The 15072-nt window shown below is 62.4% G+C and carries 15 protein-coding genes; 14 read left to right on the plus strand and 1 reads right to left on the minus strand.

All coding sequences use genetic code 11. The annotated features are described in order from the left end of the window. Positions 1-169 precede the first annotated feature (169 nt). The 5 genes from C816_RS12980 (at position 170) to C816_RS23735 (ending at position 7639) form a co-directional block, all read left to right on the plus strand. The gene (locus C816_RS12980; RefSeq protein WP_016322851.1) at positions 170-2134 is read left to right on the plus strand and encodes a methyl-accepting chemotaxis protein; all 1965 of its coding nucleotides are present in this window, start codon (positions 170-172) and stop codon (positions 2132-2134) included. A 232-nt stretch (positions 2135-2366) separates the two neighbouring features. Next, positions 2367-4145: an ABC transporter substrate-binding protein gene (locus tag C816_RS12985; protein ID WP_016322852.1), complete on the plus strand. Its 1779-nt coding sequence runs from the start codon at positions 2367-2369 to the stop codon at positions 4143-4145. Between the two features lie 115 nt (positions 4146-4260). Continuing rightward, the gene (locus C816_RS12990) at positions 4261-6915 is read left to right on the plus strand and encodes a hybrid sensor histidine kinase/response regulator (protein ID WP_016322853.1); all 2655 of its coding nucleotides are present in this window, start codon (positions 4261-4263) and stop codon (positions 6913-6915) included. Between the two features lie 88 nt (positions 6916-7003). Continuing rightward, positions 7004-7450: a hypothetical protein gene (locus C816_RS12995; protein ID WP_196803641.1), complete on the plus strand. Its 447-nt coding sequence runs from the start codon at positions 7004-7006 to the stop codon at positions 7448-7450. Between the two features lie 33 nt (positions 7451-7483). Further along, positions 7484-7639: a hypothetical protein gene (locus C816_RS23735; protein ID WP_155979012.1), complete on the plus strand. Its 156-nt coding sequence runs from the start codon at positions 7484-7486 to the stop codon at positions 7637-7639. A 63-nt stretch (positions 7640-7702) separates the two neighbouring features. On the opposite strand, the gene C816_RS13000 is transcribed toward C816_RS23735, so the two are convergent. Continuing rightward, positions 7703-8149, minus strand: a complete 447-nt coding sequence (locus C816_RS13000) for a GNAT family N-acetyltransferase (protein WP_016322855.1) — start codon at positions 8147-8149, stop codon at positions 7703-7705. Positions 8150-8217: 68 nt separating this feature from the next. Between C816_RS13000 and C816_RS13005 the strand changes: the two genes are divergently transcribed. The 9 genes from C816_RS13005 (at position 8218) to C816_RS13045 (ending at position 14980) form a co-directional block, all read left to right on the plus strand. Continuing rightward, positions 8218-8406 carry a hypothetical protein gene (locus tag C816_RS13005; RefSeq protein WP_016322856.1) on the plus strand — a complete coding sequence of 63 codons (189 nt, stop codon included), beginning with the start codon at positions 8218-8220 and terminating at the stop codon, positions 8404-8406. 229 nt (positions 8407-8635) lie between these two features. Beyond that, complete coding sequence (locus C816_RS13010) at positions 8636-9073, plus strand: hypothetical protein (RefSeq protein WP_016322857.1); 438 nt, start codon at positions 8636-8638, stop codon at positions 9071-9073. Continuing rightward, positions 9051-9782 (plus strand): DNA/RNA non-specific endonuclease, encoded by a 732-nt coding sequence (locus C816_RS13015; RefSeq protein ID WP_016322858.1) that lies wholly within the window; start codon positions 9051-9053, stop codon positions 9780-9782. Before C816_RS13010 ends, C816_RS13015 begins: the two co-directional genes overlap by 23 nt. Next, entirely contained in the window at positions 9782-10459 is a 678-nt protein-coding gene (locus C816_RS13020; RefSeq protein WP_016322859.1) for a 3'-5' exonuclease, read from the plus strand. The genes C816_RS13015 and C816_RS13020 overlap by 1 nt, the downstream gene beginning before the upstream one ends. Further along, positions 10446-10655 carry a hypothetical protein gene (locus C816_RS13025; RefSeq protein WP_016322860.1) on the plus strand — a complete coding sequence of 70 codons (210 nt, stop codon included), beginning with the start codon at positions 10446-10448 and terminating at the stop codon, positions 10653-10655. The genes C816_RS13020 and C816_RS13025 overlap by 14 nt, the downstream gene beginning before the upstream one ends. A gap of 17 nt (positions 10656-10672) precedes the next feature. Continuing rightward, positions 10673-11290 (plus strand): TetR/AcrR family transcriptional regulator, encoded by a 618-nt coding sequence (locus C816_RS13030; RefSeq protein ID WP_016322861.1) that lies wholly within the window; start codon positions 10673-10675, stop codon positions 11288-11290. 75 nt (positions 11291-11365) lie between these two features. After that, on the plus strand, positions 11366-12982 hold the full coding sequence (locus C816_RS13035) for an efflux RND transporter periplasmic adaptor subunit (RefSeq protein WP_016322862.1): 1617 nt from the start codon (positions 11366-11368) through the stop codon (positions 12980-12982). A 7-nt stretch (positions 12983-12989) separates the two neighbouring features. Continuing rightward, positions 12990-13730: an ABC transporter ATP-binding protein gene (locus C816_RS13040; protein ID WP_016322863.1), complete on the plus strand. Its 741-nt coding sequence runs from the start codon at positions 12990-12992 to the stop codon at positions 13728-13730. Continuing rightward, the gene (locus C816_RS13045) at positions 13727-14980 is read left to right on the plus strand and encodes an ABC transporter permease (RefSeq protein ID WP_016322864.1); all 1254 of its coding nucleotides are present in this window, start codon (positions 13727-13729) and stop codon (positions 14978-14980) included. Before C816_RS13040 ends, C816_RS13045 begins: the two co-directional genes overlap by 4 nt. Positions 14981-15072: the final 92 nt, after the last annotated feature.

A 15072-nucleotide genomic window follows, 5' to 3' on the forward strand; every position in this document is an offset into this window, starting at 1 on the left:
GTTTTTGCGCGGAGATGCGCAGCCGGGGCAAAATTTATTTTTCAGCTTCAGATTCGGCCTGGGATAAATAGAAACCATTGACAAAAAACCGCTTCAGCCCATATAATAGAAAATAAGATTCCCGGGACCGGGAGCGCAGTTCAGTTATGTAAAATTGAGGTGCAGTGAGATGAAGAGTATTCGCAAGAAGATCACAGTATGCCTGATGGCAACCGTCCTCATCGCTCTGGCGGCAGTGGGGGCATCCAGCATCGCGCTGAATTACCGGAGCACCATTGCCACAGTGGACGCCATGATGAGCGAGACCGCCGTACTGGCGGCAGAGCGCGTGGAGCAGGAGCTCATTGCCTACAAGAATGTGGCCATGGACACGGGCCGCATCTCTCAGCTGTCCAACGACATGATGTCCCTGGAGGAAAAGCGCGCCGTGATCGACGAGCGCGTCAGCCTGCACGGCTTCCAGCGGGGCAATATCATCGGCAAGGACGGCATCAGTATCTTTGACGGCAACGACTACTCCGATCGGGAGTATGTTCAGCAGGCCATGCAGGGGAACGTCTACGTCTCCGAGCCCCTGATCAGCAAAATCACGGGGGAGCTCTCCATCATGGTGGCGGCGCCGCTGTACTCCGAGCGGGGAGAGATCGCGGGCGTGGTCTACTTTGTGCCGCCGGAGACGTTCCTGAACGACATCGTCTCCTCTATTACCATCAGCGAAAACTCCCGGGCCTATATGATTAACAAAAACGGCGACACCATCGCCGACGTTACCCTGGACACCATCACCACCCAGAATGTGGAGCAGGAGGCCCAGAGCGACTCCTCCCTGAACCGGCTGGCGGCTATCCACGCGGAGATGCGCCAGGGGAAGAACAGCTTCGGCAGCTTTACCAATGAGGCGGGGCCCTGGTTCGCGGCCTACGCCCCCGTGGACGGTACTGACGGCTGGAGCATCGCCGTCACCGCCATGAAGAAGGACTATCTGGCCGATACATACTTCGGTATGCTCATCAATGTGCTGGTGATCGTGGCCTCCATCCTGGCCTCCATCGCGGTGGCCCTGAAGCTCTCCAGCAATATCAGCGTCCCCATGCAGGCCTGCGCCAGGCGGATGAAGTTGCTGGTGGAGGGCGATCTGGAGTCCCCGGTTCCCCAGGCCAGAGGTCAGGACGAGACCGCGGAGCTGACCCGCTCCACGGCGGAGATGGTGAAGGGCCTGAACACCATCATAAACGACATCGGCTATCTGCTCAACCAGATGGCGAACAAGAATTTCGACATCCAGTCCGCCCACCGGGAGGCCTACGTGGGCGGCTTCCAGAGCATTTTGCTGTCTATGCGGAACCTGAAGATGGAGCTGAGCAGCACCATGCGCCAGATCGATGCATCCGCCAGTCAGGTGTCCGCCGCCGGCGAGCAGGTCTCCACCGGAGCTCAGACCCTGAGCCAGGGCTCCATGATGCAGGCCAGCTCCGTGGAGGAGCTGGCGGCCACCATCAACGACATCTCCGACAGTGCCGGGAAGACCTCTGCCGCCGCCAAGGAGGCGGGCCGCTTCGTAGGCCAGGCCGGCGCCCATCTGGGTACCAGCGTAGAGCACGTGAAGGAGCTGAACGCGGCCATGGACAAGATCTCCGGCTCCTCTGAGGAGATCTCCAAAATCATCGCCACCATTTCAAACATTGCCTTCCAGACCAATATTCTGGCCCTGAACGCCGCCGTGGAGGCCGCCCGGGCCGGCAGCGCAGGCAAGGGCTTTGCCGTGGTGGCCGATGAGGTGCGCAATCTCGCCACCAGGTCCGACGAGGCCGCCAAGGCCACCAAGGAATTGATCGAGAGCTCCATCGCCGCCGTCGCCGAGGGCAGTGAGACGGTGGCAAAGGTCACTGAGGCCCTGGAGCAGACCAGCGAGTCCGCCGGCCATGTCACTGCCCAGATGGATATTGTGGTGGAGGCCGTGGAGAAGCAGACCGCCGCCCTCGTCCAGGTTACCGAGGGCGTGGACCAGATCTCCTCTGTGGTGCAGACCAACAGCGCCACCGCCCAGGAGAGCGCGGCGGCCAGCCAGGAGCTCTCCGCCGAGGCCGCCAGTCTCAAGCAGCTGGTAGACCAGTTTACCCTGGCCAGCGATTGAAAGACTTTCCCCAAATGCCCGTAGGAACAGCGTCCGTATGGGAATGGGCTCTGAGGGCCTTTTCGAGCATTTGCCCCGCAAAACGGCCCATCCAACAGGGGACTCCCGCCCGGTGGGCGGGAGTCCCGTTGTCTCTGGGAGTGATTTCAAACGGCGCAGTTTTTGCTATACTGAGAGAGGGGCGGTCCGGCGTACTGCCGGAGCCTGCCAAACGCGAAAGGAGACGTTTCCAATGACCATAAGACTGCTTCGGCGTCTGCTGCCGCTGGCGGCGGTGCTCCTGGTGCTGACCGCCTGCGCTCCCGCCGGACAAACGGAGGAGACGGACGCCCTCACCTGGGGCACCGGGGGAAACTATGCCCGGCACAAGCCGTTTTTGGATCTTCTGAGCCAGACCTGTCCGGACATTGAGCTGGAGTTTATCTCCTATGCCGGCGGCAATGCCACCGGCTACAGCTGGGCGCAGATGCGGGCGGACGATATTCCGGACATCTTCATCTCCTCCCAGATTCTGGACAAGACGCTGGCCGAGGAGCGTCTGGCGGACCTGTCCGGATACGGCTTTGTCAATGACTTCTCCACCGCGATCCTGGATCAGGTGGCCATTGACGGCGGCATATACCTTCTGCCGGTCAACAATACCATGTACGGCATCTACTATAACAAGACCCTGATGGAGGAGAAGGGCTGGGAGGTCCCCGCGAATCTCGCGGAGCTGGAGGCGCTGTGCGCGGAAATTAGGGCGGAGGGACTGATCCCCGGCGTGGTGGGCACCATGCTCACCGGAGGCCCCTTTTCCACCGTATTCAACCTGGCCAAGACCAGCTGGCTCACCACGCCGGAGGGCATCAATTGGGAGCGGGATTTTCTGTCCGGCACCGCCAGAGCGGAGGGGATGTGGGAAGGCACCATGGAGCTGGTCCAGCGGTATATTGACATGGGCATGTTCACCACCGACCCAGACGACCGCGTCAATGTAGAGCTGATACAGGACTATCTGGGCGGGCGGAAGGCGGTATTCTGCACGGTCGTGCAGCCCGTCAGCTTCACGGTGTTCCCCGACACCGGCGACGAACTGGGCTTGATGCCCTATATCGGCGAGGACGGAAGCAAAAATGTCTATATGTACAGTCCCTTCTGTTATTTTGGCATCAGCAGGCGGCTTACCGAGCCCGGCAATGAGAAGAAGCTGGAGGACGCTGTCAGGATTCTGACCCTTCTCTTTTCCCAGGAGGGGCAGGACGCCTTTATCACGGAGCAGACTCCCTGCGTCATGAGCGTGCTGGACGGCGCTGCCCTGCCGGAGGACGCCCTGATCGGCGACGCGCAGAGGGCTTTGCGGGAGGGGCGGGCCTTCCCCATGACCTACGCCGGCTGGGAGAACGTTCTGGCCGACATGGGGCAGGCGTATAAAGAGTGGTTCCGTGGGGAGAACGGCGCGGACGGCCCCCAGTGCATCGCCCGGATGGATGCGCTCCAGCAGAGCGTTCTGAGCCGCTCGGAGGAGGTCTATTTCAGCCAGAGCGCCGCTGATTTTACGCTGGAGGAAACGGCGGAGCTGGTAGGCAGGGCATTGGGCAGCGCCGCCGGCGCGGATGCGGCCATGATTGTCCTGGGAGCGTTCCACGACGGTGTGGAGCTTCCCGCCGGCATCACCGGAAAGCTTTATGCGGGGAGAATCAATGCGGAGATTGTCAGCACCGTCACCCCCAACTATAACGGGGAATACGCCGTCCTCACCATGACCGGCGCGGAGGCCAAGGCCCTGGCGCAGGCGGGCTTCGACTTCGCGGGGGACGGAAATCCGTTTCCCTATGTCCTGGTGACAAGGGGCGGCGGAGAGCTGGAGGACGGCGGGATCTGCCGGGTGGCCTTTCTGATGAAGAGCTATACCGAGGAGACCGGAGCGGCCTATGGCGCCCAGGTGGAAAAGGGTTCGATCCGGACCTTCCTGCGGGAGTGGCTGGAGGAGCAGGGGACCGTGTCCCCGGACGGAAACCCCTGGCGGTGACGGAACGCCCAGGGCCGATTGCGCGTTTTTCCGGCGCGGTATCCCTGCGGCCGGTGTGAAGCGCGTTGTACGCCGCCGCAGACGGCGGGTAATCTGGAAAGAGGAGGCGGGCTGAATGAAGGCTGACAGAAAGACCCATATTGCGCTTCCGGCAGCACTGACGGCTTGCTTTTTGCTGCTGTTGCTGGTGAGCGGCTTCTATTTTGCCCGATACCTCCAGGACCGGATCTTTGAAGAGCGCACCACGCAGCTCAACGAGATCACCGCGCAGGTGCGGGTGAATCTGAGCGTCGCCCTGGACTCCCACTGGAAGTATCTGAACACCGCGGCCAACCTGTTGTCTGCTGTGGAGTACGAAACGGCGGAGGACGTGACAGAGCGGATTGCCGGACTGGAACAGCTCCTGGACCTGGAGAGCTACCGCGCCACGCTGATGCTGCTGGACAGCCGGGGGAACTGCTACGACGCGGAGGGCCGGCACGGCGTTTGGAGCGACATCGACCAGATCTCCGGCGGCGGTGCGCGGCATACCTTTATTTCTGACAGCTATCTCTATCCGGGCAGCTGCTGGGCATTTGTGCTGCAGCTGAACACCCCCCTCCTGACAGAGGAGGACGGCGCCGCCTTTACACACGCTGTCCTTTTGAAGGACGTGTATACCATGTCCCAGTATTACGACAGCGGCGCCTACGGCAGCCGGAACGAGACATATATTCTCAAGAGCAACGGGACGCGGATGCACGACGATGTCTCCGCCGGCGGCAGCACCATCCAGGCGTACAACGTCCTCAAAGTGCTGGAGGAGATGGAGAACCAGGCCTATCCCGACATCAGCGCCGCTCTGGAGGAGGCGGATACCATCAGCGCCAGCTTCCGGTACGGCGGAAGGGAGTACTACTACTGTGTCACCGCTCTGGCGGAGTATGACACGCTGCTGCTGTTTCTAATCCCGGCGGAGTTTGTGGCCGCCGGGACTGTGGAGATGGTGGGAGCGGTGATCCGGATGCTGCTGTTTCTGGTGGTGATTCTTCTGGTGATGCTGATTTTGGCGGCGGCGGCCGTCACCCAGCAGCAGAGCAGCGCCCGTCTTTTCCGCCAGGAGCAGGAGAACCTGCGCCGCCAGGAGGAGATGAACCGGCGGCTGGAGGAGACCAACGCCATGCTGGCCCGCTCCAAGGAGACGGCGGAGCAGGCATTCCAGATCGCGGAGGAGGCCAACCGGGCCAAGAGTTCCTTCCTCTCCAACATGAGCCACGACATCCGTACCCCCATGAACGCCATTGTGGGGTTCTCCGCCCTCCTGGCCCGGGATGCGGAAAACCCCGACAAGGTGCGGGAGTACACCAAAAAAATTACGGCCTCCAGCCAGCATCTGCTGGGCCTGATTAACGACGTGCTGGACATCAGCAAAATCGAGGCCGGCAAGACGACGCTGAACCTGACCGACGAGAGCATGGTGGAGCTGATCGAAAATATTGACGCCATCATCCGGCCTCAGATGAAGGCCAAGGGGCACACTTTTGAGGTCTGCGGCGAGGACCTGCGGCACGAGCGGGTGGTGATGGATAAGCTCCGGCTGAACCAGATCCTGCTGAACCTGCTGTCCAACGCGGTGAAGTACACGCCGGAGGGCGGCCGCGTGGTGCTGACGGTGCGGGAGCTTCCTCAGCACGCCAGGCAGCTGGCCCATTACCGGTTTGTGGTGGAGGACAACGGCTACGGCATGAGCCCGGAGTACACCAAGAAGATTTTCCACGCCTTCACACGGGAGGAGGACAGCGTCACCAACAAGATCCAGGGCACCGGCCTGGGCATGGCCATCACCAAGAACCTGCTGGACCTGATGGGCGGAAAGATCACGGTGGAGAGCGAGAAGGGCCGGGGATCCACCTTCACGGTGGACCTGGAGCTCCCCATCAGCGAGCAGGCCGTTGACCAGGATTTCTGGAAAAGTCACGGCATCACCAGGCTTCTGGCGGTGGACGGCGAGGAGGCGGTCTGCCGGAGTATCCGGCTGGCTATGGAGGGCACCGGCGTGGCCGTGGAGTACGCGCTGGACGGCCAGACGGCTGTTGAGCGGGTGAAGGCCGCCCAGGGAGAGGGCCATCCGTATCATGTGGTTTTGCTGGACTGGAAAACGCCGGGAATGGACGGCCTGGAAACCGCCCGAGGTATCCGCCGGGAGGTGCCGGAAAACGGCCCCCTTCTGGTGCTGTCCAGCTATGACTGGCCGGAGATCGAGGAGGAGGCCCGGGCCGCCGGGATCGACGCGTTTCTCTCCAAGCCGTTCTTCCTCACCAGCTTCCGACAGAAGGTGGAGGCGCTCCTGAGCCGCGGGCGTCAGGCGGAGCCCCCGGCCGCCGGCGGGGAGAGCGCACTGCGGGGAATGCACATCCTGGTGGCGGAGGACAACGAGATTAACGCGGAGATCTTGGGAGAGCTGCTGGACATGGCGGGGGCTTCCTGCCGGATCTGCGAGAACGGGCGGCTTGCGGTCAAGGTCTTTGAGAGCTCCGCTCCCGGGGAGTACCAGATGATCCTGATGGACGTGCAGATGCCGGAGATGAACGGCTACGAGGCCACTCGGGCCATCCGGGACTCCGGCCACCCGCTGGCGCGGACGATCCCCGTTATCGCCATGACGGCCAACGCCTTCGCTGAGGACATTCGGGACGCCCTGGAGGCCGGGATGAACGCCCATGTGGCCAAGCCCATCGACATGGCCGTGCTGGAGCAGACCGTTCGGGCGGTGATGGAGGCCCAAGGTTAGGGCCTGACTGGCTTCACGCCCCATTTTTTCATAAAAGCAGCTGGGCCGGCAGTTACCGTTTGGTAACTGCCGGCCTGGATTGTGGAGGGTGGATCTGGAGATGCGGAATTTAGAGCAGGTAAAGCGATTGACCAACGATTTGGACGATTATAGCCGGGAAGGACCTCCCACGGAAGAACGGGTGCGGCAAATGCGGGATCTGACCGGCATTGACTGGACGGCGGAAGAACAGTGGCGGCATTGTTTTGCGTATACAAGCAGGGCATCGCTGGAGGAAACCGCGTATCTCATGTTTCACAAGGAGTACCCGCCTGTTTATCAGGCGGATCTTGTCTTTTGGAAATGTCTGCCGGGCATCGTCCTGGACGAAAAGGAAATATACAAAACATACCGTTTGGGACGAGGAACGTTAAAGGCGTTAGAGCCCTTGCCTTTGGAAGAAATCCTTGAAAAAATCGGGAAACTGTTTCTAGGCTGGACACGGTATCCTGACGCGGTACAGGATGGAAAAAGCTGGCGCTTTGTCTGTCCGTAGCAGGCGGACTACTGGACGGATACGCACTTTTGGATGTTTGGATACGGACGGGAAACGGAGACGCGGCGGGAGCATCAGCTGCTGTGTTTCAGCTGCCACAACATGAGTGAGGAGCAGATCCGGACCATCCTGGCGTGCATGGAGAGCTTCCAGTGCCCGCTGCAGGTCCGGGAGGAGCGGAGGATTTAGGGGAGTACTGATGGAATCAGTTATGCGTGTTTGCCGTTTGAAATGATACGCCCGGGCAGTCCGCTACAGCTCCATGGCGAGGTACACCATGTCCACCAGCTGCCGTCCCGCCTCATAAATGGGGTGGTCGTAGTGGTCCGTGAAGAAATTCCTCACCCGGCGGCTCTCCTGAAAGCCCAGGCGCTCATAAAACGGGATGGTCAGAGGGCTGTCCCCAGTGCCCGCCAGGAGGCGCGTCCCGCGGCCCCGGCAGGACTCAATGATATGCTCCACCATGGCCCGGCCATAGCCCCGGCGCTGACTGTCCGGCTCCGTGGCCAGATTTTTCAGCTCAAAGACGCCGCCGCCCTCATCCGTAACCACGGCCACGGTCCGGAGGCGGCCGCCGTCGTACAGGGCCAGCAGCGTCCCCCGGTCCAGATAGCGCCAGATCATGTCCTCCTGTTCGTCCCCCAGAAGCAGCAGGGGAAGAAAGTACCGCTTGTTCTCCGGAATTTGACGGATTTCCATAAAAAAGCACCTCCCGGCCACATGGCCCATTTCACCTTCGGGCACACTAGTTCCGGAGGTGAGCATGAATGGATGAATTCCCCAACTATCTCTGCCTGACGGACCTGCTGGACCAGGACCTGTCCTCCTACGAGTACTTTCAGACCCTGGCGCCGGAGGTGCAGACCGCCCTGCGGCGGGAGGACGCCAGCGTGGGGACGCTGGACGAGCTCCAGGCCCGGGCGGAGCGCCTGCGGGACTCCGGTCTGCTGGGATAGACAGAGCCCTGATACTGCGCGCCCCGGGAGAGCCCTCTCGGGGCGCCTTCTTCCGGATCACCCGCCGTACAGGGAACGCATCTCATTTTGCCATGAAAGGGCTGGAATTGCAAGGACAGGTTTGGATTTTTCTCCCGCGCACTGTCGGAAACCGTTGAAAAATGGCGGCGCAGATGGTACTATGGAAAACAAAGCCATATTTGGCGGTATGCGGAAGGAGGAAAAGCCCTTGATTATTGCGGTTTGTATCGACGGACGGGGCGGTATGGCGTTCAACCGGCGGCGGCAGAGCCAGGACCGGGGACAGCGGGAGGATCTGCTGAATTTCTGCGCCGGACGGCGGCTTTGGATCGCCCCTTACTCCGCGCCCCTCTTTGGGGAGCGGGAGGAGATCCGGGTGGACGAGGAGTTTTTGACCAAGGCGGAGGCTGGAGAGGTCTGTTTTGTGGAGGACCGCCCCATCGCGCCCGTTGCAGAGCAGATTGAGGCCATGATCCTGTACGACTGGGACCGGGCCTACCCGGCGGACGTCCACCTGGACTTCGACCCGGCGGAGGCGGGCTTTACGCTGGCGGAGGAGCGGGAGTTCCCAGGCACCTCCCATGAGAGGATCATCCGGAAAATCTATGTGCGGGAGGCGGACCATGGCCAGGAAGAGCGGGAATAAGAAACAGTGGACACCCAGGCGGGCCGCCGCGGTGATCCTGGGTCTTTTGGTGATACTGGCGCTGCGCTACGTGGAGGCCCGGCTGTATGAGGATCAGTACCCTGACATTCCACTGGAGGAGATCCCGGCGTACAGCGGCAGTCCCTACATAGAGATCAACGGCAACGTGCCGGATTTTACGGAGGAGGACCTGACGCTGGAGGCCTTCGAGCTGTACAGCGAGCTGGACGGCCTGGGCCGGTGCGGCGTGGCCTACGCCAACATCTGTCAGGAGCTGATGCCCACGGAGAAGCGGGAGGACATCGGCCGGGTCAAGCCCACAGGCTGGCAGTCGGTGCAGTACGACAACGTGGACGGCAAGAGCCTCTACAACCGCTGCCATCTCATCGGCTTTCAGCTGGCGGGGGAGAACGCCAACGAGAAAAACCTCATCACCGGCACCCGGTATATGAACGTGGACGGGATGCTGCCCTTTGAGAACTTGGTGGCGGACTATGTGAAAGAGACCGGGAACCACGTGCTCTACCGGGTGACGCCGGTGTTTGAGGGCACGGAGCTGGTGGCCCGGGGCGTGGTGATGGAGGCCATGAGCGTGGAGGACGGCGGCGAGGGCGTATATTTCAATGTCTACGCCTACAACGTCCAGCCCGGCATCGGCATTGACTACGCCACCGGGGACAACTGGCTGGAAGAACAGGAGGCCGCCTGATGGAAGAGCTCTGGCGTCAGTTTGACCGGATCGTGGTCTTTGACACGGAGACCACCGGCATTGAATTCGGCAAAGACCGGATCATCGAGCTGGGAGCTGTCAGCCTGGAGGCCGGGACGGAGACGGACAGCCTGGACGCGCTGATCCGCCTGCCGGAGGGGCGGACCCTGCCCCCCTTTATCGTGGAGCTGACAGGCATTACCGACGCGCAGCTGCGGTCGGAAGGCGTGGAACAGGAAGAGGCGGCGGAGGACTTCTGCCGTCTGCTGGAGGGGTGTGAGCGGCCGCTTCTTGTGGCCTACAACGCCCAGTTTGACCTGAATTTCCTCTACCACTTCCTGCGCCCCTGCGGCCGGGTGGGCGCGCTGGGCCCGCCCCGCTTTCTGGACGCGCTGACGGTGTATCGGGACCGGCGGGACTACCCCCACAAGCTCTGCAACGCCATCGAGGCATACGGCCTGGGGGACACGGCGGTGAACAGCCACCGGGCGGTGGACGACGCCCGGGCCACGGTGCAGCTGCTGGAGGCCATGGCGGCGGAGCGGGACGACATTGGGCAATACATCGATCTCTTCGGCACCCATCCCAAGTACGGCCTCTCGGGGCGGCGCATCTCCTCTGTGACCTACCGTCCCCAGTCCTACCGGCGGGAGCGGCCGCTGTATGAAGAAATATGAAAACTTTGTAAACATTCCCAGGACCCTCTTGCAATACGACAACCTGTCGGGTATGATACCTGACAGGTTGTCGTATTATTTCGGGGCGGCGCGGAAAAAGTTCTTGACCTTCCCCCCGGTGGAAGCTGTAAACTTTGGATCAATCTTCCGGCGGGTTGAAGAAAACGGCGGCCCCGTTTCGTTATATGTTGTTTAGAGAGAGGAAGAGAGGCTATGCCCAGCAATACGTTTTTGAACCTGCCGGAGGATAAGCAGACCCGGCTCATGGACGCCGCCTCCCGGGAATTTTCCGCGAAGCCCTACAACGAGGCCTCCATCAATAAGATCATCCAGGAGGCGGGCATCCCCCGGGGCAGTTTCTACATGTACTTCCAGGACAAGGAGGAGCTGTTCCGCTACCTGGTCCGCGGCTATGTGGATCAGATGCTGATGGTGCTGGAGGAGGCGCTGCTGCGGGAGGGAGGCGACGTGTTCGCGGCGCTGCGGACCCTGTTTGACTACGTGTGGGAGAAGCGGCAGGAGCAGTCCCTGGGCGGCATGGGGGCCATGTCGGCCATCATCAGCCGCAACGGCGGCATGCAGCGGGGCGCCCTGCTGGACCTGCTGGACTCCGGCGAGGCGCTGGAGCGGCTGCGCCAGTCCGTGAACCCGGAGCTGCTGGACCTGCGGCGGGAGGAGGATCTGGACGACATGCTGGCGGTGCTGCTGTCTGTCGCCGGACCGCTGCTCTATGCCGGCATAGAGGCCGGAGATGCTCCCGGTAGCCGGGAGCATCTGGATGGGATTCTGGACATTTTGCGGCGGGGCATGGCGAAGGATAAGGACGCGTGACCGGCGGGAGAACCGGATCGGCGTTTTGAGGACTGCTGACAGCCCCAGAGTATCAGAAAGCGAGGAGAACGAGACATGAAAAACGAACTGATGGAAGAGCGGGGGACGGCCCCGGAGGAGACCGCGCCTCAGGCGGAGAAAAAGCGGAAAAAGTGGAGTCTGCCCAAGGGGAAGAAGCCCCGCCGGCGCAGGCTGATCGCGGGAGCGGCGGTGATTCTGGCGGCGGCGCTGATTTTCTCCCGCCTCCAGCAGGGAGACACCGCCCAGGCGGGGGCCAACTACCAGCCGGTCTCCGTCATCCGGCAGGACATCACCGTGACAGTCTCCGGCAGCGGCACCCTGGCCCCGGCGGACGCCTACAACGTCTCCACCCTGATCTCCGGGGCCATCGAGGAGGCCCCCTTTGAGGAGGACGATCTGGTGGAGAAGGGGACGCTGCTCTACACCCTGGACAGCGGCGACGCCCAGAGCTCCGTCCAGCGGGCCAACATCTCCGCGGCCCAGGCCCGGCTGAGCCTGGAGCAGGCCCGGGAGGCCCTGAACCCCACTGCGCCCATCGCCGGCGTCATCAACGAGGTCTTCGTCCACAACGGCGACAGCGTCACCGCCGGAACGGCCCTGGCCAAGATCATGACCAGCCGGGACCTGTCCATTGACTTCCTGTTCCCCTACGTGGCGCCCTCGGAGTTCTATGTGGGCCAGAGCGCCACTGTGTTCGTCGGGGACTTTGTGGACTCCGTTCCGGGCACTGTTGAGGCGGTGTCCGACTCCACCTCCGTCATGAGCAACGGCCAGGAGGGCAGCTCCGTCCGAGTGAAGATCACCAACCCCGGTGTGCTGTCGGACAGCTTCAAGGCCTCCGCCGCCATCGGCAGCTATTCCAGTTACGGGCAGGCCACAGTCTCCATGGCCGGCACCGCCACGGTGTACTCCGCGGGCAGCGGCACGGTGACAGGCTTTAACAAGCTGGCGGGCAGCAATGTTGCCAAGGGAGAGGTGCTGTGCACCATCGAGTCCGAGACCAACCGGGCCCAGGCGGAAAACGCCCGACTGAGCGTGGCCAGCGCCAACCTCTCCGCTGGCAGCGCCGCCGACAATCTGGACGATTACCGCATTGAGTCCCCCATCTCCGGCACGGTGATTGAGAAGAAATTTAAGGCCGGAGATAAGGTGGACGGCGCCGCCTCCGGCACCCTGGCCATCATCTACGACATGAGCTATCTCAAGGTGGAGATGAACGTCAACGAGCTGGACATCGGCAAGGTGCGGGCCGGCCAGGCCGTGGAGATCACGGCGGCGGCCCTGATGGGCCAGACCTTCCAGGGCACTGTGGAGCGGGTCAGCGTCAACGGCACCACCACCAGCGGCTTTACCACCTATCCGGTGACCATCGTCGTCGAGGATTACGGCGAGCTGAAGCCGGGCATGAACGTCTCCGCCACCATTCTGGGCGATACGGTGGAAAATGCCCTCTGTGTGCCCGTGGGCGCCGTGAACCGGGGCAATACGGTCCTGGTCCCCGGCGAGGGCGCTATGACCGAGGACGGCGCCGCCGTGGCGGACCCCTCCAAGCTGGAGGAGCGCTCCGTGACATTGGGCAGGAGCGATGATGCGTACATTGAGATCACCTCCGGCCTGTCGGAGGGAGAGACCGTGCTGATTCTGGACCAGACAGCGGTTATGGGAGGCTGAGGGTCAAGTGGAGCATCTCATTGAGCTGAAAAATGTCTATAAGATTTATCAGATGGGCTCCGAGGAGGTCCACGCCCTGGACGGGGTGAACATCACCATCGATCCCGGGGAGTTCGTGGCCATCGTGGGCCAGTCCGGCTCCGGCAAGTCCACGGCCATGAATATCATCGGCTGTCTGGACGTACCCACCTCCGGTACCTACCACTTGGGCGGCACCGATGTCTCCACCATGGACGACGACCAGCAGGCGGAGATCCGGAACAAAATGCTGGGCTTTATCTTCCAGCAGTACAACCTGATTCCAAAGCTGACCGTGCAGGAGAACGTGGAGCTGCCCCTGCTGTACGCCGGCGTCTCCGCCGAGGAGCGCCGGGAGCGGGCGGTCCGGTCCCTGGGGCGGGTGGGTCTTGCCGAGAAGCGGAAGAACCTGCCCAGCCAGCTCTCCGGCGGCCAGCAGCAGCGGGTGTCCATCGCTCGGGCCCTGGCGGGGGACCCCTCTGTCATCCTGGCCGACGAGCCCACCGGCGCCCTGGATTCCCGCACGGGCCGGGAGGTGCTGGGCTTCCTCCAGAAGCTCAACGAGGAGGGGGACACGGTGGTCCTCATTACCCACGACAACTCCATCGCGGTGAAGGCCAAGCGCATCGTCCGCCTCCAGGACGGGCGGGTCATCTACGACGGCGACGCCAGCGACCCCAAGGCCGTGGTGCGGCCGGAGGACGCCGGAAACGAGGAGGTGGGGGCATGAGCTTTACCCAGTCCTTCAAGCTGGCCATCAAGTCCCTGCGGACCAGCAAGGCCCGGGCCATTCTCACCATGCTGGGCATCATCATCGGCGTGGCGGCGGTGATTGTCATCATCTCCCTGGGCAACGGCCTCACCGGTATGGTGGAACAGCAGGTGGAGAAGGTGGGCATCAACCAGATCTACGCCTACAACTGGGGCTTCGGCGGCGGCGCACTGGCCCTGGACGCCCAGGAAATCTACGACCTGGTGGAGGAGCGGCCGGACGTGTTTGCGGGCGTTACCCCCTGGGTCAGCGCCGGCACCGGCACCCGGAAGGGAAGCGAGAAGTACGAGAAGACCGGCATCTACGGCGTCAGCGAGGTCTTCTACAACCCGGAGCTGTCCGCCACCCTGGACGGGGACCAATTGGCAAAGGGCCGTTTCCTGAGCTATGTGGACGTGCTCCAGCGGAGCAATGTCTGTGTTATCGGCGCGTATCTGGAGGAGAACGCCTTCGGCGGCGACGCCTTGGGACAGGGGCTCATCGTGGGCGGCGTTCCCTACACCGTCATCGGCGTGATGAAGCAGGGCAGCGAGGTCATGGAGGAGGGCGGCGGCGACGATATGGTGTACATCCCCTATGAAAACGCCCTCCAGCTCTCCGGCACCCGGCAGGTCCAGCTCTTCCAGCTCACCTGCACCTCCCGGGAGACCTCCGGCCTCGCCAAGGAGCTGCTGACGGAGCTGATGCTGGACTTCTACGGCGAGCAGTACAGCGACAACGGGCAGACCTTCTACATCCAGACCATGGCGGAACAGGTGGCCATGATTAACGGCATGATGGGCGTGGCCATGGCGGTGCTGGTGGCCATCGCGGCCATCTCCCTGCTGGTGGGCGGCATCGGCATCATGAACATCATGCTGGTCTCCGTCACCGAGCGCACGAGGGAGATCGGCATCCGCAAGTCCCTGGGGGCCAAGCGGCGGGACATCCGGCGGCAGTTTGTCATCGAGGCCGGCACCACCTCCGCCATCGGCGGGCTGCTGGGCATCGGCTTCGGGTTTTTGATGGCCACGGGCATCGGCGCCATTATGGGCGGGATGTTGGTGAAGTCCATGGGGGTCAGCGGTATCACCTTCAACGCGGTTCCCACCTTCAGCGCCATCGCCGTGTCCTTCGGCGTGTCCGTGGGGATCGGCGTCCTCTTCGGCTACCTCCCCGCCAACAAGGCCGCCAAGCTCAACCCCATTGACGCCTTGCGGTACGACTGAGAGCTGCTGGGCACACGGGTCCGAATGCATTTCCGTGACAGAAAAAATTCCGGTGAAAATTCTTCACCGGAATTTTTTATCTTTTCAAACTT

It is taken from the genome of Oscillibacter sp. 1-3 (assembly GCF_000403435.2).
Classification (GTDB): domain Bacteria; phylum Bacillota; class Clostridia; order Oscillospirales; family Oscillospiraceae; genus Oscillibacter.

What these genes read in the sequence shown, in the direction of transcription:
- C816_RS12980 (WP_016322851.1), top strand. Translation starts at nt 170, where the DNA reads ATGAAGAGTATTCGCAAGAAGATCACAGTATGCCTGATGGCAACCGTC.
- C816_RS12985 (WP_016322852.1), top strand. Translation starts at nt 2,367, where the DNA reads ATGACCATAAGACTGCTTCGGCGTCTGCTGCCGCTGGCGGCGGTGCTC.
- C816_RS12990 (WP_016322853.1), top strand. Translation starts at nt 4,261, where the DNA reads ATGAAGGCTGACAGAAAGACCCATATTGCGCTTCCGGCAGCACTGACG.
- C816_RS23735 (WP_155979012.1), top strand. Translation starts at nt 7,484, where the DNA reads ATGTTTGGATACGGACGGGAAACGGAGACGCGGCGGGAGCATCAGCTG.
- C816_RS13000 (WP_016322855.1), bottom strand. Translation starts at nt 8,149, where the DNA reads ATGGAAATCCGTCAAATTCCGGAGAACAAGCGGTACTTTCTTCCCCTG.
- C816_RS13005 (WP_016322856.1), top strand. Translation starts at nt 8,218, where the DNA reads ATGGATGAATTCCCCAACTATCTCTGCCTGACGGACCTGCTGGACCAG.
- C816_RS13015 (WP_016322858.1), top strand. Translation starts at nt 9,051, where the DNA reads ATGGCCAGGAAGAGCGGGAATAAGAAACAGTGGACACCCAGGCGGGCC.
- C816_RS13020 (WP_016322859.1), top strand. Translation starts at nt 9,782, where the DNA reads ATGGAAGAGCTCTGGCGTCAGTTTGACCGGATCGTGGTCTTTGACACG.
- C816_RS13025 (WP_016322860.1), top strand. Translation starts at nt 10,446, where the DNA reads ATGAAGAAATATGAAAACTTTGTAAACATTCCCAGGACCCTCTTGCAA.
- C816_RS13030 (WP_016322861.1), top strand. Translation starts at nt 10,673, where the DNA reads ATGCCCAGCAATACGTTTTTGAACCTGCCGGAGGATAAGCAGACCCGG.
- C816_RS13035 (WP_016322862.1), top strand. Translation starts at nt 11,366, where the DNA reads ATGAAAAACGAACTGATGGAAGAGCGGGGGACGGCCCCGGAGGAGACC.
- C816_RS13045 (WP_016322864.1), top strand. Translation starts at nt 13,727, where the DNA reads ATGAGCTTTACCCAGTCCTTCAAGCTGGCCATCAAGTCCCTGCGGACC.